Source organism: Vreelandella maris (genome assembly GCF_013371085.1).
In the GTDB taxonomy this organism is placed as follows: Bacteria; Pseudomonadota; Gammaproteobacteria; order Pseudomonadales; family Halomonadaceae; genus Vreelandella; species Vreelandella maris.
Map to the genome: position 1 here is coordinate 199,916 of NZ_JABWCV010000001.1, position 22,159 is coordinate 222,074.

Annotated in this window: 22 protein-coding genes; 10 read left to right on the top strand and 12 right to left on the bottom strand. The window is 55.6% G+C overall.

What is annotated here, in order from left to right:
• Positions 1–2: 2 nt before the first annotated feature.
• Positions 3–3,617 carry an exodeoxyribonuclease V subunit gamma gene (gene recC / locus HUO07_RS00940; RefSeq protein WP_176301996.1) on the bottom strand — a complete coding sequence of 1,205 codons (3,615 nt, stop codon included), beginning with the start codon at positions 3,615–3,617 and terminating at the stop codon, positions 3–5.
• 178 nt (positions 3,618–3,795) lie between these two features.
• Here recC and HUO07_RS00945 point away from each other — a divergent pair, with 178 nt between their 5' ends.
• Positions 3,796–4,227, top strand: coding sequence for a DUF2384 domain-containing protein (locus HUO07_RS00945; RefSeq protein WP_176301997.1), 432 nt, complete (start codon positions 3,796–3,798; stop codon positions 4,225–4,227).
• On the top strand, positions 4,224–4,742 hold the full coding sequence (locus HUO07_RS00950) for an RES family NAD+ phosphorylase (protein ID WP_176301998.1): 519 nt from the start codon (positions 4,224–4,226) through the stop codon (positions 4,740–4,742). Before HUO07_RS00945 ends, HUO07_RS00950 begins: the two co-directional genes overlap by 4 nt.
• Before the next feature lie 93 nt (positions 4,743–4,835).
• On the opposite strand, the gene HUO07_RS00955 is transcribed toward HUO07_RS00950, so the two are convergent.
• Positions 4,836–5,150 (bottom strand): addiction module antidote protein, encoded by a 315-nt coding sequence (locus HUO07_RS00955; protein ID WP_176301999.1) that lies wholly within the window; start codon positions 5,148–5,150, stop codon positions 4,836–4,838.
• A gap of 211 nt (positions 5,151–5,361) precedes the next feature.
• Here HUO07_RS00955 and ilvD point away from each other — a divergent pair, with 211 nt between their 5' ends.
• The 4 genes from ilvD (at position 5,362) to HUO07_RS00975 (ending at position 8,897) form a co-directional block, all read left to right on the top strand.
• Positions 5,362–7,044, top strand: coding sequence for a dihydroxy-acid dehydratase (ilvD, locus tag HUO07_RS00960; protein ID WP_176302000.1), 1,683 nt, complete (start codon positions 5,362–5,364; stop codon positions 7,042–7,044).
• Between the two features lie 89 nt (positions 7,045–7,133).
• Positions 7,134–8,330 carry a chromate efflux transporter gene (gene chrA / locus HUO07_RS00965; RefSeq protein WP_176302001.1) on the top strand — a complete coding sequence of 399 codons (1,197 nt, stop codon included), beginning with the start codon at positions 7,134–7,136 and terminating at the stop codon, positions 8,328–8,330.
• Positions 8,331–8,443: 113 nt separating this feature from the next.
• Positions 8,444–8,677, top strand: coding sequence for a hypothetical protein (locus HUO07_RS00970; protein ID WP_083832267.1), 234 nt, complete (start codon positions 8,444–8,446; stop codon positions 8,675–8,677).
• A gap of 43 nt (positions 8,678–8,720) precedes the next feature.
• Complete coding sequence (locus HUO07_RS00975) at positions 8,721–8,897, top strand: hypothetical protein (RefSeq protein WP_008958941.1); 177 nt, start codon at positions 8,721–8,723, stop codon at positions 8,895–8,897.
• Between the two features lie 67 nt (positions 8,898–8,964).
• Here the strand turns inward: HUO07_RS00975 and HUO07_RS00980 are convergent, their stop codons facing one another.
• Positions 8,965–9,237 (bottom strand): XRE family transcriptional regulator, encoded by a 273-nt coding sequence (locus tag HUO07_RS00980; RefSeq protein WP_008958942.1) that lies wholly within the window; start codon positions 9,235–9,237, stop codon positions 8,965–8,967.
• A gap of 218 nt (positions 9,238–9,455) precedes the next feature.
• Between HUO07_RS00980 and purE the strand changes: the two genes are divergently transcribed.
• The 3 genes from purE (at position 9,456) to HUO07_RS00995 (ending at position 12,854) form a co-directional block, all read left to right on the top strand.
• On the top strand, positions 9,456–9,971 hold the full coding sequence (purE, locus tag HUO07_RS00985; protein ID WP_176302002.1) for a 5-(carboxyamino)imidazole ribonucleotide mutase: 516 nt from the start codon (positions 9,456–9,458) through the stop codon (positions 9,969–9,971).
• 11 nt (positions 9,972–9,982) lie between these two features.
• Positions 9,983–11,104 carry a 5-(carboxyamino)imidazole ribonucleotide synthase gene (locus tag HUO07_RS00990; protein WP_176302003.1) on the top strand — a complete coding sequence of 374 codons (1,122 nt, stop codon included), beginning with the start codon at positions 9,983–9,985 and terminating at the stop codon, positions 11,102–11,104.
• Positions 11,105–11,279: 175 nt separating this feature from the next.
• On the top strand, positions 11,280–12,854 hold the full coding sequence (locus HUO07_RS00995) for a sensor domain-containing diguanylate cyclase (RefSeq protein ID WP_176302004.1): 1,575 nt from the start codon (positions 11,280–11,282) through the stop codon (positions 12,852–12,854).
• 20 nt (positions 12,855–12,874) lie between these two features.
• On the opposite strand, the gene HUO07_RS01000 is transcribed toward HUO07_RS00995, so the two are convergent.
• The 7 genes from HUO07_RS01000 to HUO07_RS01030 form a co-directional block, all read right to left on the bottom strand.
• Entirely contained in the window at positions 12,875–13,693 is an 819-nt protein-coding gene (locus HUO07_RS01000; protein WP_176302005.1) for a TraX family protein, read from the bottom strand.
• A gap of 277 nt (positions 13,694–13,970) precedes the next feature.
• Positions 13,971–14,750, bottom strand: coding sequence for a transporter substrate-binding domain-containing protein (locus HUO07_RS01005; RefSeq protein ID WP_176302006.1), 780 nt, complete (start codon positions 14,748–14,750; stop codon positions 13,971–13,973).
• A gap of 184 nt (positions 14,751–14,934) precedes the next feature.
• Complete coding sequence (locus HUO07_RS01010; RefSeq protein ID WP_176302007.1) at positions 14,935–15,657, bottom strand: ABC transporter permease; 723 nt, start codon at positions 15,655–15,657, stop codon at positions 14,935–14,937.
• A 1-nt stretch (position 15,658) separates the two neighbouring features.
• Complete coding sequence (locus tag HUO07_RS01015) at positions 15,659–16,360, bottom strand: ABC transporter permease (RefSeq protein ID WP_176302008.1); 702 nt, start codon at positions 16,358–16,360, stop codon at positions 15,659–15,661.
• 15 nt (positions 16,361–16,375) lie between these two features.
• On the bottom strand, positions 16,376–17,146 hold the full coding sequence (locus HUO07_RS01020; RefSeq protein ID WP_176302009.1) for an ABC transporter ATP-binding protein: 771 nt from the start codon (positions 17,144–17,146) through the stop codon (positions 16,376–16,378).
• A gap of 229 nt (positions 17,147–17,375) precedes the next feature.
• Positions 17,376–18,353, bottom strand: coding sequence for a succinylglutamate desuccinylase (locus tag HUO07_RS01025; protein WP_176302010.1), 978 nt, complete (start codon positions 18,351–18,353; stop codon positions 17,376–17,378).
• Between the two features lie 199 nt (positions 18,354–18,552).
• On the bottom strand, positions 18,553–18,993 hold the full coding sequence (locus HUO07_RS01030; RefSeq protein WP_176302011.1) for a hemerythrin domain-containing protein: 441 nt from the start codon (positions 18,991–18,993) through the stop codon (positions 18,553–18,555).
• 202 nt (positions 18,994–19,195) lie between these two features.
• Here HUO07_RS01030 and wrbA point away from each other — a divergent pair, with 202 nt between their 5' ends.
• Positions 19,196–19,795: an NAD(P)H:quinone oxidoreductase gene (gene wrbA / locus HUO07_RS01035; RefSeq protein WP_008958954.1), complete on the top strand. Its 600-nt coding sequence runs from the start codon at positions 19,196–19,198 to the stop codon at positions 19,793–19,795.
• Between the two features lie 76 nt (positions 19,796–19,871).
• Here the strand turns inward: wrbA and HUO07_RS01040 are convergent, their stop codons facing one another.
• Both HUO07_RS01040 and HUO07_RS01045 read right to left on the bottom strand, forming a co-directional pair.
• Complete coding sequence (locus HUO07_RS01040) at positions 19,872–20,900, bottom strand: SMP-30/gluconolactonase/LRE family protein (protein WP_176302012.1); 1,029 nt, start codon at positions 20,898–20,900, stop codon at positions 19,872–19,874.
• A 158-nt stretch (positions 20,901–21,058) separates the two neighbouring features.
• Positions 21,059–22,132: a tartrate dehydrogenase gene (locus tag HUO07_RS01045; protein WP_176302013.1), complete on the bottom strand. Its 1,074-nt coding sequence runs from the start codon at positions 22,130–22,132 to the stop codon at positions 21,059–21,061.
• Positions 22,133–22,159 lie beyond the last annotated feature (27 nt).

Genomic DNA, 22,159 nt, shown 5'->3' on the forward strand with positions numbered 1-22,159 from the left:
TGTCAGCCTTTAACGGCACGATGCAGCGGCGAATAGAGCGCTTCGGTTAGCGTGGCGAAACGGTGGCCTAGCGCCTGCTCGCTGACCAGCCGTTCGAAGCTCGGCCACTGGTGGGAAAGGTAGGCGCTTTGGGCAACTTCGCCGGTCTGGAAGCGCCCCCCTTCGTAGGCGGTTTCGGCGGCGGCGTAGGCATCGCTATCCGGTTCTGATTCCGGCGTGCCCAGCTTCGCCAACCAGGCGAAAGCGGCCTGTGGCGCCAGCGGTAGCGGGGCCTGCATGCCATCGCACCAGGCGCTTAGCAGGTTTTGTAGCTGGTAGCGTGCGTTATCGGCTTCTAGTGGTTCCAGCCGCACATGGCCTGCTTTGGAAAGTAGCTGGGTGGTCATCGGGCGCTCACTATTGCCCGCCAGATGCGCGACCCAGGGCCGCAGCAGATGTTGCCAGCGATACTGACCACGGCCGCGCCCCTGACTGACCAAGCTACTGCTGAGCAGTAACAGACGGCAGCGATTGCCCGCCTCATCCTCGCGCAGTTCTCCCAGCCAATCTTCCAGCGCTACCTTTTCTTTAGTTCTCTCAACGACATGCACTGCCTGTGGTGCTGCTACCTCGTGTGGCCACTCTTGCAGCGCCTCTTCGTAGGCGCCAAACAGGGCGTCCATTGGTTCTGCCAGTGCTTCGCGCATCCGCTCGCCAAACGCTCCTACGGCCAGCACACCCTGACCCTTGAAGCGTTCAAGTGCTGCGTGCAGTGCTTCCATGCGCGGTTGGCCGTTATCCACGGCGTGGCGCTGGGCGGCAATCAATCGATCCTGCAACTGCCAGTTCTGTAGCCCGTCCAGAGTAAAGGGCTCGACATCCAGTTGGGTAAGCTCTTCCTGCTCGAAATAGACCCCTAAGCGCGTGTTGAAAAAGGCCTTCGCCGGGTCGCGTAGAAAGCTGCCTAGTTGGGCTAGGGTTAACGTGCTCTGCTGTTCGCTGTCCGCCTTAAGCGCTGGTGATTGTGAGCCTTGGGTGCTTTCGCCACTGGGGGTGTGCAGGGCGTGCCACTCGTGGGCATAAGTAAACAGCCGTGCTTGGGCGGGGGAATCGCTGGCTTGTTCGGTAAAATAGCGGCGGCTAAACGGCTGCAGCGGGTGCTCGGTGGTTAACGCTTCCAGCAGCGGCTCGCCGTTGTGGGTGTGCCAGCCTGCTTCCAGGTGATCGCGCAACTGGCCGACCAGCACCGAGGGCGGCATGGGGTTGTTGTCGATCTGGCTGCGGCCGACCCAGCTAATGTAGAGCTGCTGGCGGGCGGAGAGCAGCGCTTCCAGAAACAGGTAGCGGTCGTCTTCCCGCCGCGAGCGGTCGCCGGGGCGGTAGTCGCTGCCCATCAGGTCAAAATCCAGCGGCGGCTGTGAGCGCGGGTACTCGCCATCGTTCATGCCCAGCAGGCATACGTGCTTGAAGGGAATGGCCCGCATCGGCATTAAGGTGGCGAAGTTGACCGCCCCCGCCAGAAAGCGCTGGGAAAGGCTGTGCTCGTCGATTTGCCCCAGCCAGTGTTCGCGCACCATGGAGAGCGGCAGGGAATCATAAAGCGCGGCCTCTTCGGTGCTGTCCAACAACTGCTGCAGTGCGGTTTCGAGCTTGGTGAGCATCACGCTCTCTTGGGCGTCGTCGGTCAGGAAGTAGGTTTCCAGCAGCTCGCGCAGCCGGGCCACCCAGGTGGCGGTGTCGGTGGGCTGGCAGAAGGTCTCCCAGGTGGTTTCCAGCTTTTCCAGCAGATTTGCCAGGGGGCCGGCTAGCGATGCTTCCAGCCCGCCAATATCATCGAATGGCTCGATGCCTTGCCACGCCTCAGCACTGCCCACGGTGTAACCCAGCAGCAGGCGACGCAGGCCAAAGGCCCAGGTGTTTTGGGTCAGGCCTTCGGGAAGATCCAGCCGGGTGCGCTGCTCGGCATTGAGCCCCCAGCGAATGCCAGCGCCCTCGATCCAGCGGCTCAGGGTGGGCAGGTCATATTCATCGATGCCAAAGCGTGCGCGCAGCGCGGGGACTTCCAGCAGATCAAGCAGGTCGCTCACTGAAAGGCGCAGTTCCGGCAGGCGCAGCAGTTTTTCCAGCGCGATCATCATCGGCAGGCGGTGGCGGCTGGCCTGATCCGACAGCGTGTAAGGAATGTAACGCGGGTCGTCGGGCCGCGCGTTTACGTGATAGCCACCAAAAGCGGAGCGGTACTGACCGAACACGGCTTCAATGTGCGGCGCGTAGCGGTCGATATCCGGCACCATCACGATGATATCCCGCGGGCGCAGATCTGGGTTTGCGCTGAAGGCTGCCAGCAGCTGGTCGTGAAGAATCTCCACTTCCCGCTGGGGGCCGTGGGCGATATGGAACACGATGGAGTCGTCGCTGGCCGGGTCGAGCGCGGGCCAGTGGGTTTGGGTTTCCGCTACCGGGCGCAGCTCGCGGATATCGTCCTGCAGCTGGCTGAGCAGGCAAGGGTATTCGTCGCTGAACGGCTCGAACATGTCAATGCGCAGCGCCTGCTGCTCGAAGAGCGTTTGATAGTTGCCGGAGTCGTCGTGTTCGTCGAGCAGGCGCAGGTAGTCGCGCCCCTGTTTACCCCAGGCGGCCAGCAGTGGCTGTGCGTGCAGGTGCAGGGCGTCGTCGGCATCGCCGGTGCCGAGCACATCCAGGGCGTCGGGCATGCCTGCCTTGCGCTGCTGGCGGTAGCGGCTGGCGCGGAGCAAGTCTTTGTGCTCGATGATATCCGCCCAGTAGTACTGGCAGGGGTTGTGCACGCAGAGCACAATCTGGCAGCAGCGCGACAGCGCGGCCAGGGCTTCGAGGGTTTGCTGCGGCAGTGACGAGATGCCGAAAATGATCAACCGCCGGGGCAAGCCGTTTGGGCATGCTTGGCCTTCAAGCTGAACGGCGGCGTCAAGAAAGCGGCTATGCACCTGGGCACGGCTGCTGTTAAGGCCGGCTTCGCCTTGAGTGTTGGCCACATCGTCGCGCAGGGCACGCCAGAGCTCGGGCTGCCACAGTTGGTGCGCCTCCAGCGGGCGGGTTTCGCCACGGGCGGTGATCAGCACGTCGTTACCCTTGGCCCAGGCGTCCAGCCAATCGGCGCGATACACCTGATACTGATCGAACAGATCCGCCAGCCGCTCGGCCAGTTGGTAGTGTTTGCGCTGGTCGCGATCGACCTCTAGAAAGCGCGCCAGCGGCGCAAAGGCTTCCTGCTCGGCAAGGCTGGGCAGCAGGCGCAGAAGGCGCCATATCAACCGCGACTTATCAAACGGCGACGTTTCCGGCACTGCGTGCTCGTCGTGGGTTAAGTGCGTCAGCACTGTGCGATAAGCCTGCCACAGAAAACGCGCGGGCAGCGTAACGTTCAACGCCGCTGCTATGCCCGCCCCGCCCTGGGCCGGGTCTTCCGCCAGCGCCAGCTTTAGCCACTGCCCAATGCCGTTGCTCTGCACCAGAATAGTCTCGTTCTCCAGCGGCGAGAGCGGGTGTAGGCGCATCCACTCCACCGCCAAACCGCGCAGGTCTTCCAGGCGATTGGCGTGCACGACCATAAAGCCCGGTGTTAAAGGCGTTTGTGAGAGCAGCGAGTTTGCAGACATGCACGATGTTCCTTAATGGATGTTTCCTTCACGGCCAGGGCGGAGTGGCTCAGTGTATGGTGCCATAAGTTTAGTTCTTAAGCTTGAAACCCTAGCGTCCTGTTTTATAGCTGCTATGATGAAAATATGATGCATATAAGTTGTATTTCGGCTGTATAAGCGTAGCAGGAGGTTGCCAATGGCAGTGGGCAAGGTAAAAGAGTCATTGAATGAGCCGAACCGGTATCTGGTGCCTGATTCGTTCGAGCGGTTTTTGGCTGACTTAAAGGGGGTTGCTCGACAAGAGCGCCACCCGTTAATTAACCCGAAGTTATTTGCCAGTGCATTGAGCATCGATATTCAAACGCTGGCCAGCCAAGCGCATGTTCATCGTACGACGATTTCACGTGCCCAAGGGGCGGAAAAACTTCAACGTTATCTGCGTGATGCACTGCGGGTGCTCGGTGCAGCGGCGGATATTAATGGTGATTTCCATGATGCTCTGTTTTGGTTTCGCAACGAGCCGCTTAGCGCATTTGACTATAAAACACCCGAGCAGCTAGTGAGTGAAGGGCGCGCAGATGATCTTCTGCGCTATGTTCAGGCGCTGCAAGCAGGTGTAGTGGGATGATAGTACTGCCAGAGCTGAAAACTCAGGCATACCGTGTACATGTTCCACGCTGGGCATTTTCGCCTACCAGTGGGGCTGGTGCTAGAGAGCATGGTGGGCGGCTGAACCGAGTTGGTGTGGATGCTTTGTATCTTTCTCTAGAGGAGCAAACTGCGTTAGCGGAGTACAAGCAGCTTTCTGCATTGATGCCACCTGGGCTGATTGTTAGCTATTCGGTGAGTGTGACTAATATTGTCGATTTTCGAGCAGGCTATCACTCGAAATGGGATAGCCTGTGGCAAGAGCTTAACTGTGACTGGCGTAAGTATTGGTTTAATCAGCGCATTGAGCCGCCTAGCTGGCTATTAGGCGATATGGCGTTTGAACAGGGTGCCAAGGGGATACTTTTTCCTTCTTTGGCACATGCTTCAGGTACTAATCTCGTTCTCTATACCGAAATGCTAACAGAAAGCGATAGCCTAGAGGTTTATGATCCGAAAGGCGATTTGCCTCACAACGCGCGCTCCTGGCAGTAATTGTTTTATTTTGATCTTCTTTTAAGACAGAGGTCATGTTGTAGAGCTAGGTATCATAAGTTAATCGTTTTCCGCGATGCTCGCTAGGCCTTCCTAGCTGTCCGCTTCCGGCCGGGATAGTGGTTTAATAGATAGGCGCATTCCCAAGGAGTTAGCGACCTTGCTGATGGTCGAAAATGCTGGATTGCCTTCCCCGGACAGGGCTTTATAGAGCCCTTCACGGCTCATGCCTACGTCTTTGGCGAGTTGGCTCATGTTGCGGGCACGGGCGATATCACCAAGTGCGGCGGCAAGAAGAGCAGGATCATTTTCCTCCATCACTGCATCAAGATAGGCCGCAATATCTTCCTCAGTTTGAAGATAATCAGCAGTATCGTAGTGACTGAAAGTGACATTAGGAATGGTCATGGGGTTAACCCCTCTATTCGATCAAGTGATAACTCTAGTTGGCAGCTCAGTGAGTGTCAACTATGGTTGACACCTGGTTAAGATTAAATAGTCAAAAGAAAACGAAGCGGTGGGGGTAACGCTATGATGCCAAGCGTTAATCATCTTGCGAGATTAGGATTATATCGCCAAGCTATGCGGATACCGTGAACAACGCTAAGAGAGATTTCTAATGTCCGATTCATCGCAAAACTCCCGCCGCCACTCTGCTCCTGTGGTTGATGGCCCTGGTAAAGCCGCTAGCCGCGCCATGCTGCGCGCGGTGGGCTTTACGGATGCCGATTTCAAAAAGCCTCAGGTGGGCATTGCTTCTACCTGGAGCATGGTGACGCCGTGCAATAGCCATATTAATGAGCTGGCCGAGTTTGCCCGCGATGGCGCCGATGCTGGCGGTGGTAAGGGTGTGATTTTCAATACCATCACGATTTCCGATGGTATTGCTAACGGCACCGAGGGGATGAAGTATTCGCTGGTATCACGGGAAGTGATTGCTGATTCCATCGAAACCGTAGCGGGCTGTGAAGGCTTTGATGGTTTGGTGGCGATCGGTGGCTGCGATAAAAACATGCCAGGCTGCTTGATGGGCTTGGCGCGATTGAACCGCCCCAGCGTGTTCGTCTATGGCGGCACCATTATGCCCGGCAAAGGACATACCGATATCGTCTCGGTGTTCGAGGCGATGGGCGCACACTCCCGTGGTGATATCGATCTGATCGAGCTTAAAAACATCGAAGAAACGGCGATCCCTGGCCCCGGTTCCTGTGGCGGCATGTACACCGCTAACACCATGGCCTCTGCGATTGAGGCATTGGGCATGAGCTTGCCGGGCAGCTCTGCGCAAAATGCTATCTCTCAGGAGAAGCGCGATGACTGTAAAGCGGCGGGCGAAGCCGTGCTGGCGCTGCTAGCCGACGATATTAAGCCTTCCGATATCATGACCCGTGAGGCGTTCGAGAACGCCATTACGGTGACCATCGCGTTAGGTGGTTCTACCAATGCGGTGCTGCACTTGATTGGTATGGCGCGCACCATTGGTGTGGAACTGACCCTGGCGGACTTTACCGAGATTGGTAAACGCGTGCCGGTACTCGCCGATTTGCGCCCTAGCGGCCACTACATGATGAGCGAGCTGGTGGCGATTGGCGGTATTCAGCCGCTGATGAAAATGCTGCTGGACGCAGGCCTGCTCAACGGCAACTGCTTGACCGTTACCGGCAAAACGTTGGAAGAGAATCTGGCCAATGTAGCCCCTTACCCTGCCGAGCCGCCGATCATTGCCCCGCTGGGCAACCCGATCAAAACAGAAAGCCATTTGCGCATGCTTTACGGCAACTTGGCACCGGAAGGCGCGGTCGCGAAAATTACCGGCAAAGAGGGCACGCGCTTCTCAGGCTCGGCACGGGTCTTTGGCTCGGAAGAAGAAGCCCAGGCGCGCATTAACGATGGCACGGTCGTCGCGGGCGATGTCGTGGTGATTCGCTATGAAGGCCCCAAAGGCGGCCCCGGTATGCGCGAAATGCTCACACCCACCTCGGCGATTATGGGCCGCGGTTTGGGTAACGATGTGGCGCTGATAACCGACGGCCGTTTCTCGGGTGGCAGCCATGGTTTCGTGGTCGGCCATGTGTCGCCGGAAGCATTCGACGGTGGCCCGCTGGCGTTGGTAGAGAATGGCGATACCATCACCATTGATGCTGAGGCCGATACCATTGAGGTGGATTTGTCTGACGAAGAGTTGCTGCGTCGTCGCGAGGCGTGGAAACAACCAGAACCTCGCTATACCCGCGGCGTGCTTGCTAAGTATGCACGTCTTGTTAGCTCCGCTAGCACCGGCGCGGTAACAGACCAAGAGTAACGGTTTATCGGCGGGTGTCATCAAGACGTCAAGCGCAAGGCTTAGCATATAAGCCTTGCGCTTTTTTATTGGATAAACGGTGAGGATGGATGGTGGAGCAAACGCAGATACGTAGGCGCATAGGCGAGGTGTTTTGGGCATTCTTAGCGCTGGGCTTAACATCTTTTGGCGGACCCGTGGCACATCTGGGTTATTTTCGTACCGCCTTTGTGGAGCGGCGTCAGTGGTTAACCGAAAGTGCCTACGCTGATTTGGTCGCGCTGTGCCAGTTTCTGCCGGGCCCTGCGAGTAGCCAGGTGGGGTTTGCCCTTGGCCTAATGCGTGCTGGCCCATGGGGCGCGGCCATGGCGTGGCTGGCCTTTACGCTGCCTTCGGCGATTATTCTGCTGTTGTTCGCATTGGGGGCTGCAGTGCTGGATGGCCCCATCGCCAGCGGTATCATCCACGGCTTAAAAGTGGTCGCGGTAGCGATCGTCGCCCACGCCGTATGGGGCATGGCGCGTAACCTCTGCCCGGATAAAACCCGCGCTGGGATTGCCTTGGCTGCTGTGTTCACGGTGGTGCTGGTAAGCGGCCCGCTAGGACAGGTTGCGGCGATTGTCCTGGGTGGTTTAGTTGGGCTGGCGCTGTGCCGGAATAGCGCCGCCATAGCAGAAAGCGCACCGCTGCATTTTCCGGTTTCCCGCCGGGCAGGCGTGGTCGCGTTGGGGCTATTCGGCGGGCTGCTGGTTCTGCTGCCAGTGATGGCGGGCAGTGCTGTTTGGCTTAACGTGATCGATGCATTTTACCGCTCAGGTGCGCTGGTATTTGGTGGCGGACATGTGGTGCTGCCGCTATTAGAAGCCGAGGTGGTGCAGTCAGGGTGGGTGACGCCCGATGAGTTTTTGGCCGGTTACGGCGCAGCGCAAGCAGTGCCTGGGCCGTTATTCACGTTTGCGGCTTATCTGGGCGCGCTGCTGCCCGGCATGAATGGGGTAGTGGGAGCTTTGTTGGCACTGCTGGCAATTTTTATCCCAGGCTTCTTACTGCTGGTCGGCGTACTGCCGTTTTGGAACCAATTTCGTCGGTGGGGCAGCGCTCAGGCGCTAATGCGCGGTGCCAATGCAGCGGTGGTGGGGATTTTAGGCGCAGCGCTTTATCAACCGGTATGGACCAGCGCGATCATCGGCTCTTATGAGTTTATTCTGGCACTTACGGGATTTTTACTGCTGACCGTGTGGAAGCTGCCTGCCTGGCTGGTGGTCGCGCTGGTGGCAATCGCAGGTGTCTTTATCCCACTGCCGTGACGTCAATTTCAACACGCTGTGTGTATAAACACGCACGCTGAATTTTCCCTCCCTCGGCATTGTCTTCTACGCTAAATATGTCGCCAATTATGGCTAACGAGGGAGGGGTTATCATGACGGACATGGGAGTCTGTGCCTGTCCTGGCTGTGAGCATCACGTCTCCAGCGAGCAGGCGGTCATCACAGAAGGTCGCGCCTATTGTTGTAAGGTCTGTGCTGCTGGTCACCCTGGGGGAAGCGATTGTGTTCATAAAGGGTGCCCCTGTAGTGAGCTTAACCGCCCAGCCGAGGGTGAAGAGAGTGCAGGTGAAGAGGTAATGGACGGATTCAGTAACGCGCAATTTTAGCCATAGACACAGCGTAACTGCCCACATTGACAAGGAGACCACAATGTCTAGACAAGCTCGTATCGAACCGGTCATTGAAGCCAGTGATCTTAAAGAAACCATCACCGGATGGTTGGTGATTGATGAAACAGTGCCTGAAAACGAAGTCGTTGTTTCCGAGCACACCTCTAAGAAAGAGGCAATTCAGGCTGCCGAGGCGTTAGAGCAGCGCGAAGATTAACTAGTCCTCAAAACTAGCCCAGCAAATAAAAACGCCTCGCGAGAGCGAGGCGTTGATTAGCTATTGGCTATGGCGCCTCCAGCTCTAAGGTGCGACGCAGGGCGTGAAGTTCATCCACTCCCAGGTGCTCAAGCCTTCCAGCGAGCAGGTCGCTAATTTTCTGAACGGGAAGCCCTGCCCGGCGGGCAATTTCTCGGCTTCCTAAGTCTGATACAGCGATCAGACGAGTAATAATACGCATTAGTCGCGTACGTTTTTCAAGTTCCCTGACATCGAGGTCAGGGCTGCTTCGCGGAGGATCTAGCTGTTCCGCAGTGGCAGTTGCGCGTGCCGTGCTCATGTGGCTCCAACAGTCTGAAATAACAAGCACACAATGCCGCCAACTCGTGCGCATTTCAATGCCTATTTTGATGAAAATTTCACGATTTCTGCAAAGCCCGCAAACGCGCTAGCTCTGGTAAACTAGGCGTCTTCCTATTTTGCTGTGTGCCTGGGTCGGTACACGCCGTTTTTCAATTTAGTATCGCTTTTATAGGCCGTTGGGCCGAGGAGTTTTGCATGTCGTCGAACAGCACACCCAAGGTGGGCGTGATCATGGGTTCTAAGTCTGACTGGCCGGTCATGGAGCACGCTGTCTCCATGCTGGAGCGTTTGGGCGTGGCCTATGAAACCCGCGTGGTCTCGGCGCATCGCACGCCGGACCTGCTGTTCGATTATGCCAAGAGTGCGGCCGAGCGCGGCTTACAAGTGATTGTGGCGGGTGCTGGTGGTGCTGCTCACTTGCCTGGCATGGTGGCCTCGCAAACGCCGCTGCCCGTGCTGGGTGTGCCGGTAGAGTCTAAGTCGCTTAAAGGCTTGGATTCACTGCTTTCGATTGCGCAGATGCCGGGCGGCATTGCGGTGGGGACGTTGGCGATTGGTAAGGCGGGCGCCACTAACGCAGGCTTGCTGGCGGCGCAGATTGTTGGCTTACAAGATGCCACTGTGCGCAGTGCGGTCGAGGCGTTTCGCGCTGAGCAGACCCAGAAAGTACTCGATAATCCGGATCCGCGTCCCGATCCAGAAGCAGAATAAGGAGGCTGTCTATGAATATCGGTGTACTAGGCGCAGGCCAACTAGGCCGTATGTTGGCGCTAGCGGGTTATCCGCTGGGCAATCGCTTCACTTTTTTAGATACCACGGGTAACCCCAGTGCAGGCATTGGCGATGTCATTGTCGACCCTGATAACCAGCATCTGGCTGAGTTTTTAGCCAAGGTGGATGTGGTGACTTACGAGTTCGAGCACCTGCCGGTGCAACTGGTACGGGAAATTGAGCAGCATAAGCCGGTTTACCCGAGTAGCCGCGCCATTGAAGTGTGCCAAAACCGGGTCGAAGAGAAGACCTTATTTGACCGCTTGGGAATTCCGACGCCTGCTTATCGTGTGGTGGAAAGTGCCGAGCAGCTCGAAGCCGCCGCCCGTGAGTTGGGCTGCCCGGTGGTAGCTAAATCGGTCACGGAAGGCTACGACGGTAAAGGCCAGGCGGTATTGAAACAGCCTGAGCAGGCGGCAGATGCATGGGCCGCTATTGGCCATTCGCAGCTAGTCGTTGAAGCATTTGTCGATTTCGTGCGCGAAGTCTCGATGATTGCCGTACGCGGCCGTGATGGCGAAGTGGTGTTCTACCCTATGGCGGAAAACCAGCATGTGGATGGCATCCTGCGCTATTCCGTTGCGCCGCTGCCGGATCTGGATGCCAGCGTTCAGCAAACCGCCGATAGCTATATTCGTGCGTTGTTGGATGAGTTGGATTACGTGGGGGTGCTGGCGTTAGAGCTGTTTCAAACCCGCGATGGTAGCCTGCTGGCCAATGAAATGGCCCCACGCGTACATAACTCCGGCCACTGGACGATGGACGGCGCGGTGACCAGCCAGTTTGAGAATCATCTGCGTGCTATTCAGGGCTTGCCGTTGGGCGATACCCAGGCGATAGCCCCCACGTGCATGATTAATGTGATTGGTCGTGAGGGGGATAATGCGGCGATCCTGGCGCTTACAAACACGCACCTGCATCGCTATGACAAAGCAGAACGTGCCGGGCGCAAACTCGCCCACGTCAATATCCTGGCACCCAACCATGCCGAACTGCTTGAGAAAGTTCGCGCCTGTAGCGCTTTGTTGCCGGATGCTCCTCCTCCAGATCTTAGTTTTTCAATCAAACAGTAGTGCTCTAAAGCCGCCTGCCCAGCAAGCGGCTTTTTTGCTTACTTAATGGGTCGGTGGTTGACCAAGTACGCAACTTATATCGCTAAAACTACCTAAATGCGCTAAAAAGGAACTACAAAAAATCAGCTAACTAAGCTGAATCTAATAGCACTTTTTCATTAGGCGGGTAGTCGGTATGTCTCACTCCTCAACTATGGGGACTGCGTCGGGGATGCGTAGTGGTTTCCAGCGCGATCATCATGTCACCGTAAAACGTTTACACAGCGAGAAAGTACGTCTTCTGTACGATAACTTATGGCAGCCCGTGCTTAGCAGTGTATTGGCAGGGGTGTTGTTAGTGGCTGCCATGTGGCCGGTAGTGGCGAGCTGGATACTGCTGACCTGGCTTGCAGTCTTGACCTTTGTGTCGTTGGCTCGCCTTGCCTTGGCCTACTATTTTCGCCGCTTACCCGCACAACAGCAGCAGCGCCGCCGTTGGTTACACCGGTTCAGTATCGGGGCGATTGCGGCTGGCTGCGTGTGGGGGGCTGGTGGGATATTTCTGTTTACCGGTGAAAACCATGGCCAGGTAGCCGCGCTTTCCATCGTGCTGGCAGGTATTTCTGCCGGAGGGGTGACCACTCTATCTGCGGTATGGTGGGTGGCGCTTGGCTTTATCCTACCGATCATACTGCCCCTGCTGGTGCAGTTTTTGTTATTGGGGACGCCGCTGGCGATTCTAATTGGCGCCATGCTAATCCTGTTCTTAGGCCTGATTATTACTACCAGTCGACGCCTAAGCCGCATTATTCACGACAATATTTCCCTGCGGGTGAGCATGTCTGCTCGCGAAGTGCAGTTGCAAGAAAGTGAACACCGCTATCGCTCTATCTTTCAACGTTCTCCGCTGGGCGTGCTGCATTTTGATGAACATGGCCAAGTTACGGACTGTAATAGCAAACTGTTGGATATCCTGGGGGTTAACCGTGCGCAGCTGCTAGGCTATCGCATGTTATCCCATTCGGCGGATAGCGGAGTGGCAAAGGCTGTGCGCAACGCGCTAGCCAAAGGCACTGGCTATTACGAAGGAACCTACTATCTGCCCAAGGCTAGCGCGGGAACGCCCCTGCGTGCCTTCTTCAATGGCGTACATAGCGCAGGTAACGAGATGGTTGGCGGTGTAGCGATTATCGAAGATTTTACCGAGCGTAAGCGCGCCGACGCGATTATTTACCGTCAAGCCTACTATGACTCACTCACGGATTTGCCCAATCGTCGCCTGTTTATAGAGCGATTAGCTACCCTCTGCAATGAGAAGCAAACTGAACAGCAGGGTGGTTTGTTGATGTTTTTAGATTTAGACCGCTTCAAGCTGATTAACGATACCTGGGGGCACGCCACCGGGGATGATTTGCTGGTGCAAGTAGCCCGCCGCCTAGAAGGCTGCCTGCGCGAAGGCGACATGGCCGCACGGCTTAGCGGCGACGAGTTTGTCCTGCTGGCGCTGCTTGAAGAAGAGACTGAGGTAGACATGGAAGCCGCTGCTGAGGCTTATATGCGCGCTGTTCAGCAGGCGCTCTCTGAACCTTATCGGCTTGAAAGCCGCTGGGTGGAGGTAACACCCAGCATGGGATACACCTGCTTTATGGCGGCTGATTGTGACGATGAAGAATTGCTTAAGCAGGCCGATATTGCGATGTACCGCGCGAAAACGGAAGGGCGCGCACGCCTGCGCCGCTTTAAGCCCTGGATGCGGGATGCCATGCATTAAAGCGGCGTTGAAAGGACCTGTTACGCTATCTGCCCGCTCAGCAATAGCCATAGCGCGATTAATGCAAAGTGGCCGGGATACCACGCTAACCATAGACGTCGCGGCATCGCCAAGTTAATGGCAGGGATGCGCTGGGCCTCCCCTGCGGCAAGTATCAGCACCACCACACAAGTGCCTACGGTAAATGACTTGGCCATGTCAGACGCATTCATCTGCCCAGCAATCCAGAGAACGGGAAACGCCGCTAACCCGGCCCACAGGCGCGACTGAAAGTCACTGTCCGCTTGGCTCAAGGCATGCATGGCAAACATCAATAGCGGAATCAGCAACAACCCGTTATGGCCATACTCGACCCAAAACCCCAATAGGTACCAAACGGTAACCCCGAGCGCGGCACCGGCGAGTAGCCAGGGCATAGTGAGCGTTTGCTGCTGGTAATGCTGCCAGCCTTGGCGCACTAATGTTCCTAAGGCCAGGCCACTGGCGAGCGTAAAGCAGACATTCAGAATAAAGGCGTTAGACGTGCGCGGCATCAACATGTAAGGGAGTTGGGCAACCAGACCAATCACCAAGATACGCCGCGAGTAGCGCAGCGGGTTGCGGGTATTAAAGAGCCCATGCCAAGCGACCATGGCGGCAAACAGAGGGAAGGCAATGCGGCCAATGGAAGATCCCGCCCAGCTCAAATCCCAGTCACCGGGCAATATGTAGCGAGTGAGGTGATCAATGGTCATGGTGAGCAGCGCCAGCCATTGCCCCCAGCCTGTCCAGTGAGAAGAAGGACGCAGTGTCGCAGCAGCCTCTTGAGCCACCGAGTGGGCGGCTGATTTTTCAACCATGGTACCTCCTTGTAAATCTGCGTTGAGAAATAAAGACCTGCATTTTGTAAACGAGTTCGCTGAATTGGCTTAACGTTTCTCAACGTCGCGACAACTATGCGATGGAGTTTACTCGGTTTCGTGGCTACTTGGTGGTTGTTGCGGTTAGTGGTTACTTAAGCGGGGTGGGAATTCAGCGTCAGAGAGAAGAGAGAGAAGAGAGAGGAGGTATGCAGGAGACTGTCTGAGAGGTTACTTGAATACCTCCCCGGCGCTTACGCCGGGGAGGAGAGAGCGGTTACTCAGCGTCTTCTTCACCAAAGTAACGGGCGTAGATTTCGTCGTAAGTACCGTCTTCTTGCACTTCAGCGAGTGCTTCGTTGAATTTTTCGGCCAGTGCTTCGTCGCGTTGACGGAAGGCGATGCCGAAGCCGTCCCCGAAGTACTCTTTCGGCTCGCTAATGCGCTCACCTACGACGACGTATTCTGCTTCGTCGCTTTCCAGTAGGGTCGATTGGCCAATCGGGAAGTCGAGGAAGACGATATCCAGGCGCTCGGCGGCCATATCCAGCACCATGTCATCGGCGGTGGAGTAGCGGCTGATTTCAGCCACGTCACTGAAATTGTCGGTAACGTAGTTGTCCTGCAGTGTGCCGCGTTGAACGCCGATCGTCATGCCTTCCAGCGTTTCTTTGGTGGCTTCGCTGATACCCAGGTCGCTGGCGGCGAACCAGGCGGACGGCATGGTGATGTAGGGATCTGAGAACAGTACTTGCGCACGACGCTCTTCATTGATCGTCATGGACGACATAATGGCGTCGTAGTTGCGAGACATTAACCCTGGAATGATGCCATCCCACGCTTGCTCGACCCATTCACAGGTAACGCCCATGCGGTCGCACAGCTCGTTGCCCAGATCGATATCAAAGCCGGTGAGCTCGCCTTCAGCGGTGCGGAATTCCATCGGCTCGTAAGGTACATCAACGCCAATACGGACGTTGTCGTAGTCACGTGCTTGTGCTGAGGAGGCGGCCGCTACTGCTAAGCCGAGTAGTGAAAGAGTTAGTAATTTTTTCATCTTATTACTCCGTATAAAGCGGGTTCACTTGAGAGTGATCCCCGTTTTTAACTGACAAATAGTTGTTAGCCGACAATTAAACTAACCCAGGTTGGCGCTGACGAAAAGAGCTTACCTGCCTGAGAACCAACGTTTGTTTGACGGTTTCATCCTTTTTTCATGATTAACGGTCTTGGCGGCGTACTTATGGATTTAGATGCGCCAGCAGCTTTTTCTCCAAATAACGGAAGAAGAATAAAATCGCAAAGGTTAAGCACAGGTAGATAGCGGCTACGAACAAAAACGCTTCAAATGGCGCGTAGTAGCGTGCATAGACAAAGCGAGCGGCACCGGTCAAGTCCATCAAGGTGACCACGCTGGCAATAGCGCTGGCGTGGAGCATAAAGATCACTTCATTGCCGTAGGCGGGCAGGGCGCGGCGGAAGGCACTAGGTAGAATAATGCGTCGCATCATTAAGCGTGGTGACATGCCATAGGCTCGGGCGGCTTCAATCTCGCCTTGGGCGGTAGCTTTGATAGCGCCGCGGAAGATCTCGGTGGTGTAGGCGGCGGTGTTCAGCGTAAAGGCGATTAATGCGGGGTAGAAAGCTTCGCGCAGCACTGGCCATAAAAAGGTGTCTTGAATGCCGTCAATAAACACCACGCCGTAATAGATGATATAGAGCTGAATCAACAGCGGCGTACCGCGAAATACGTAGGTATAAAAATAGATCGGTAGGCTAATCCATTTATGCTTCGAGCTGCGCATGATCGCTAGTGGCACGGCAATTATTAGCCCGGCGACAAGTGACAAGAAGACTAACTGGGTGGTGGTGACTAAACCTTCCCAATAGTAGCCCAGCGTATCGGCGGTAAAAATGGTATTGCCAGCGAGTAGGTCATTGAACCAAGTGGAAATGTCGAGCATATCACTGACCTCCAAAGCCGATGTCGTAGCGTTTTTGCAGCCGCGCAAAAATCCATTCGGAGACGCTGGCGATCAATAGGTAAGCCACGGCGACCGGGATCAGGAAGGTGAACGGCTCGTGGGTGGCGCGAGAGGCTTCAGCGGCCACGCGTACCATGTCGGTTAACCCAATCACGGATACCAGCGCAGTGGTTTTGAGCAAGACCATCCAGTTGTTGGAAAGTCCCGGCAGCGCATGGCGCATCATTTGCGGAAAGCGAATGCGGCGAAATACCAGGCTACTACTCATGCCGTAGGCCTTGCCCGCTTCGATCTGACCGTTATCCACCGCCATAAAGGCGCCGCGAAAGGTCTCACCCATATAAGCGCCGAAGATAAAACCAATGGTGAGCACGCCGGCAGCGAAGGCGTTGAAGTTAATGTAGATATCGATGTCGTAGTTGTAATAAAGCATATCGCTGATGGCGTTGACGCCGATCTGGCCGCCAAAAAACAGCAACATCATCAATACGAGATCCGGTACGCCGCGAATCAGCGTGGTGTAAACCGTAGCCGTACGCCTTAAAAACCAATTACGCGACATCTTCGCGGTGGCGGTTAGCAGCCCCAAAATAATCGCTAAAATCAGCGATAACACCGCCAATTGAATAGTCACGCCAGCCCCCTCGATCAGCCGGGGACCATAACCTTGCAAATCAATCATGGTGAGCCTCGCGGATCAGTATTTGGGAGCCAGGAATTGCTGCAGGCGCGGTGATTGCGGATTGCCTAGCACTTGATCCGGCGGGCCCGCTTCTTCTACCAAACCCTGGTGAAGGTAGATCACTTGGCTGGAGACATCGCGGGCGAAGCTCATCTCGTGGGTGACGACCACCATGGTGCGGCCTTCTTCGGCCAATCCGTGCATGACTTTTAACACATCGCCAACCAACTCGGGGTCAAGGGCGGAGGTGGGCTCGTCAAACAACATGACTTCAGGGTCCATCGCCAGCGCCCGCGCAATGGCGCCACGCTGCTGCTGCCCGCCAGACATCTGCGCCGGATAGGCATTGGCGCGGGCACTTAAACCCACGCGGTCGAGCAGTGCGTGGGCGTGTTCCAGGGCTTCTTTTTTGGGTTTTTTCAGTACATGAATTGGCGCTTCAATGATGTTTTCCAGCAGCGTCATGTGAGCCCACAGGTTAAAACTTTGAAACACCATGGAGAGCTTGGCACGCATTTGCACCACCTGCTTCCAATCTTCGGGCTCGCGGCCGTGCTTGGTGGTTTTAAAGCGAATAGGTTCGCCGTGAACAATGAGGTCGCCATCATCAGGCTGTTCAAGCAAGTTCATGCAGCGCAAAAAAGTACTTTTACCCGACCCAGAAGCACCAATCAGGGTTATCACGTCGCCCTTTTGAGCTTGTAGTGAGAGTCCTTTCAGAACTTCCGTATCGCCAAAGCGCTTTTTAATATTACGCACTTCAAGGGGAGTAGGCGTAGCGGCCATAACATTGGCTCCAGTACAGAGTTGCCGCAGCAACTGGTTGGTTTGATGCGGCTGGCGCGAAAAAAGGGGCGATTCTATCAGGCTGAGCGCATTATGCGCGCTTTCCTTATAACATTAAGCACTCGACGTTAGTCGTATCTAAGTCGAGCACTCTGTTATCGCCTCATCGTTATTATTGTCAATCTCTCTAACGCTAGGATGGTCTTTCGGAGGGCCTTAACGCTGAACCCTATGTAACCGGTGCCACCAACAGCGCCGCACGGGCACCTACTTCTACATTGGCGTTAGGGAAGACCACGTGAAGGGGCGTCTCACCCACTCGGAATTCTCCAGCTTCTCCATCTTGCGCCAGCAGCGTGCCAGGCTCAAAACGGTTGAAGTTGGCCGTGTCTTCGGCAAAACAGAGCTGAAAGTCATCTGATTGGCGAATCAACTCATGCTGTACCTTAAAAAACTGCATTTGCGAGGCTGGCTGGTGGGCCGGAGAGTGCCCTTCACTTAACGCTGTGAGCAGGGCAAGCATCGGTTTTAGAGACGCCAAATCGTTTTGACCGAAGGGCGCCACGCGGCCCAGTTCAAACGTAAAGGCCTGGGCGGCGTGATAGTGCTTGCTGTAGTGGGAGAATGTCCAGCTGTGCTGATGTTGGTGTAGCACCGCCTGCATATCCGCAGCGGCGAGCCACCCCCATTGCTCAGCGTCGGTAGAGGAGTCGGCAAATGGTTCGACAACGAAGCGGGGATAACGGCTATCCCGGATGGCGGTGTGTAGGTCGTAGTGCAGTTTGGGTAGCCCTGAATGGCGGGCGTAAAAGTCATCCACGGCGGCCATTAATGCTCGGGCGCGTTCCGGCTCTTCGCCTTCAGCGTGTAATTCACGCTTAAACAGCCGGTTCAGGTTAGTGGTCATAAACCGCTGCTGTGCTTTAAGCGCGGGTAGGTTTCCAAGGATGACTAGCACGGGCGCGCCAAGTATGGCGCTACCGGCTTCCAGGCAGCTGAGCCATTCACCGATCAGTTCAACGGGCGCGGTTTCATTACCGTGGATAGCCGCTGAAAAAATGCACGCGTGGGCCGCGTGGCTTGCCGTATTCGGTGTGAGCTCCAAAACGCCCGGTGCATACAAGTGGTAGCTACCGCTTGGGAAGACGCCTTGCTTTTTGTCCGGGAGCTGCTCGTCAAGCGACCAGTCGAGCCATTGGCCTAGCATTGTCAGCTCCTTAGTCTCTGTTTTTAGTGTCGTTGTCGTTATAAAAAGTGAGCCTAGCATTACCACGCTAACCGTTTGCCACAAGACACTAGGTCGTTCGCATGTAAAAGCCCAGCGTATTCGTGAAAAGCATAAGGGAGACGGCATTAAAAAAAGCGCCCATGCGATGCATGAGCGCTTTTTCAAGCTGCGTGTCGAGTTACGCTGAGCGCTGGCGCTCCATTTCCTGCTGATACTCACTGGCAAGGGAGGTTTTTTGGTTGTCTGGTAGGCCTCGGCCAGCCAACTGGAACACTTCCTGCTCTTCTTCATCAAGGTGGTGAGTCACTAAATGCTGTAGCTGTTTAGCATGGGTCAGCCAGTTAGTGGCGCTGTAGTCGGTTTCATCGAGAAGTTCTATAAGCTCATCAATTTCATGATGTTCGGCCACGCTGTGACGAGCCTTTTCCTGGGTCAAATCCATTTCCATCAGCGGGATGTAGAAAGCGCGCTCTTCGGCTGCGGCATGACCATGCAGCTCTTTTTTCACTTGCTTATAGAGTGAGTCGCGCTCGTCGCTATCTCCATGAGTCTCAATCAAGCGGGCAAGCAGATCACGCTGAATATCATGATCCTTGCGCAGGGCTTCAAAAATCGTCATTCCAGACTCCTTGGATACGTTTAGGTAGGCAAGACCAAAGCTAGTGGGGGTTTGCGTAAAGTGCAAGCTGCCGTTCGTCGATGAAATCGATGCCCGCGGACGAAAACATTCGCTTTTAACTACGCTTGAGTGCGCTATGTTGGGGTTATCGTTAACTGGGTTTAAGCCCATCGCACCGCAAAATGAAGCCAAGGAGATAGCAATGACAAAGGTACTGGTACTTTATTATTCCATGTACGGTCATATCGATACGATGGCACACGCCGTTGCAGAGGGCGCGAAAAGCGTCAGTGGCGTTGAAGTCACCGTTAAGCGCGTGCCTGAAACCATGCCAGCGGAAGCCTTTAAAAACGCAGGTGGCAAGCAGGATTACGATACGCCGGAAGCGACGCCGCAAGAACTCGCTGATTACGATGCGATTATCTTCGGTACGCCAACCCGATTCGGCAATATGACCGGGCAAATGCGTACTTTCCTGGATCAAACCGGTGGCCTATGGGCTAACGGCGCACTTCGCGGCAAAGTTGCCAGCGTGTTTACGTCTACCGGTACGGGCGGTGGTGATGAAATGACCATTACCTCTACGTGGACCACGTTGGCTCACCACGGCATGATCATTGTACCGATTGGTTATGGCCTTGAAGAGCAGTTCGATATTTCCAAAGTGAGCGGCGGCACGCCCTACGGCGCTGCGACCCTTGCTGGCGGCGATGGCTCTCGCCAGCCCGATGAGCGCGAGCTCAAAATTGCTCGTTTCCAGGGTGAGCTAGTCGCCAAGACAGCGGCTAAACTAGCCAGCTGATGAAGTGGTAGTTCATAACGTAAAAGCCTCGCTGGCATTGTCCAGCGAGGCTTTTTTATGGGTGATATCGACACCGCTAGGCGCCGCGTGCAGCGGTGTAAATGGTGTAAACGGATTGGCTGGCGGTCATAAATAACCGGTTACGATTCGCACCAGCAAAACATACATTGGAACAGACTTCAGGCAGCAAAACCCGCCCCAGCAGCGTGCCTTCCGGCGAGAAAACCACGACGCCATCAATACCTTCGCCACCGTTGGCGCTCGACCAGATATTGCCATCCATGTCGCAGGCCATGCCGTCGAAAATGGTATCTTCGCTGGTAACGACCACTTGGCGATCACTCACGCTTTTGCCATCTTCGCCAAGCGACCAGCGAATGATTCGCGCAGGTTCATCGAAATGGGTGGGGGCACTGTCACTGGCGTAGAAACCCTTGCCATCCGGTGTTAGTACAATACCGTTGGGTTTAAAAATATCGTCGGTCAGCAGGATAGGTTCATCAAGGCTGTCATCGACGTAATAGATAGCGGTTTCAAGTTCCAGATCACGCTTCTTGCCCTCATAGTCGAAGTGGGCGCCGTAACCGGGATCGGTAAAGATCACACCACCCGACGGGAGCGCCACCACGTCATTGGGGGCATTGAGTGGCTTGCCTTGATAGCGCTCGGCAAGCACCGTGGTGCTGCCATCCCATTCGTAGCGTAACACCCGAGAAGGGTAGTGCTCGCAAGCAATTAGCCGGCCCTGGTGATCAAAGGTATTACCGTTAGAGTGGCCAACGTTGTCTCTTAAAACGCTGACCTGGCCAGTCGCTTCGTCCCAACGCATCTGCTTGGCTCGGGGGATATCGCTGAACACAACGTAACGGCCCACGGCATTCCAGGCCGGCCCCTCTGTCCATAGCCCGCCACTCCAGTGGCGCTCCAGCGGGCTATTAAAAATCATGTAGTCACTGAAGCGCTGATCCTCAACTTTCCAGGCATCAATGGGGTAGCGAGCGGGAGCGGACCCTGGCGGGGCCTGCATGGCAAACAGCTGGGGGGAGGTACCGACTGCGGCCAGAGCGGCCGTTGCCGAGAGAAACTGACGGCGTCCAAGTTTCATAGCATTGTCCTGAGTTTGTTTGTTGATGTTGTTATGAGCGAAGTGAAACTGACGTTTTCTTCACCTCAGGTCAAATGTAGAACATAGACGTGTAAAAAACATACATTGTCTGCCCGGTTGGAGTCAGCCGGGCAGACAATCGCTATGGCATCTGAACGTCAGCGCGAAATAGCGTCAGCAATTGCCTTGCCTAAGCTTTGCGTTGTGCCTTGGCCACCCACGTCACGGGTGAGAACTTGACTGTCGCCTGCGCTCAACACTTCCTCAATGGCGCTTACCAGCGCATCACCGGCTTCCTTGTAGCCAAGGTGCTCAAGCATCATGGCGCCGGACCAGATCTGGCCGATAGGGTTGGCGATGCCTTTACCAGCGATATCCGGTGCGCTGCCGTGTACCGGCTCAAACAGGCTGGGGAAGTGGCCTTCCGGGTTGATGTTGGCTGATGGAGCAATGCCGATCGTGCCGGTACAGGCGGGGCCCAAGTCGGAAAGGATATCGCCGAATAGGTTGCTGCCCACGACCACATCGAACCAGTCCGGGTGCAGAACGAAGTTGGCGGTCAGAATATCGATATGGAATTTATCCACCGCGATTTCAGGGTAGCCCTTCGCCATTTCGACGACGCGCTCATCCCAGTACGGCATGGTGATGGAAATGCCGTTGGATTTGGTGGCAGAAGTAAGCTTTTTGCGCGGGCGGGTTTGGGCCAGTTCAAAGGCGTACTTCAATACACGGTCCACGCCGGTACGTGTCATGACCGTGTCTTGAATGACGACTTCACGGTCAGTGCCTTCAAACATTTTGCCGCCAACGCTTGAGTACTCGCCTTCGGTGTTCTCACGCACTACATAGAAATCGATATCGCCGGGTTCGCGGCCTGCCAATGGGCTTTTAATGCCGGGCATCAGCTTGCAGGGGCGCAGGTTGATGTACTGATCGAACTGGCGGCGGAACTGCAGCAGCGAGCCCCATAGAGAAATATGGTCGGGTACTTTATCGGGCCAGCCGACTGCGCCATAAAACAATGCATCGAAGCCTTTTAACTGCTCAAACCAATCATCCGGCAGCATCTTGCCGTGTTCGAGGTAGTAGTCGCAGCTACCAAACTCAAAAGTAGTGAACTCAAGGTCGATATTAAAACGCTTGGCGGTTGCCTCGAGGGCACGAATGCCTTCGGGCATGACTTCGGTGCCGATGCCGTCGCCGGCGATAATGGCGATACGATGAGCCATGGTGCTTCCTTCTCTTGTTAGTGGCTG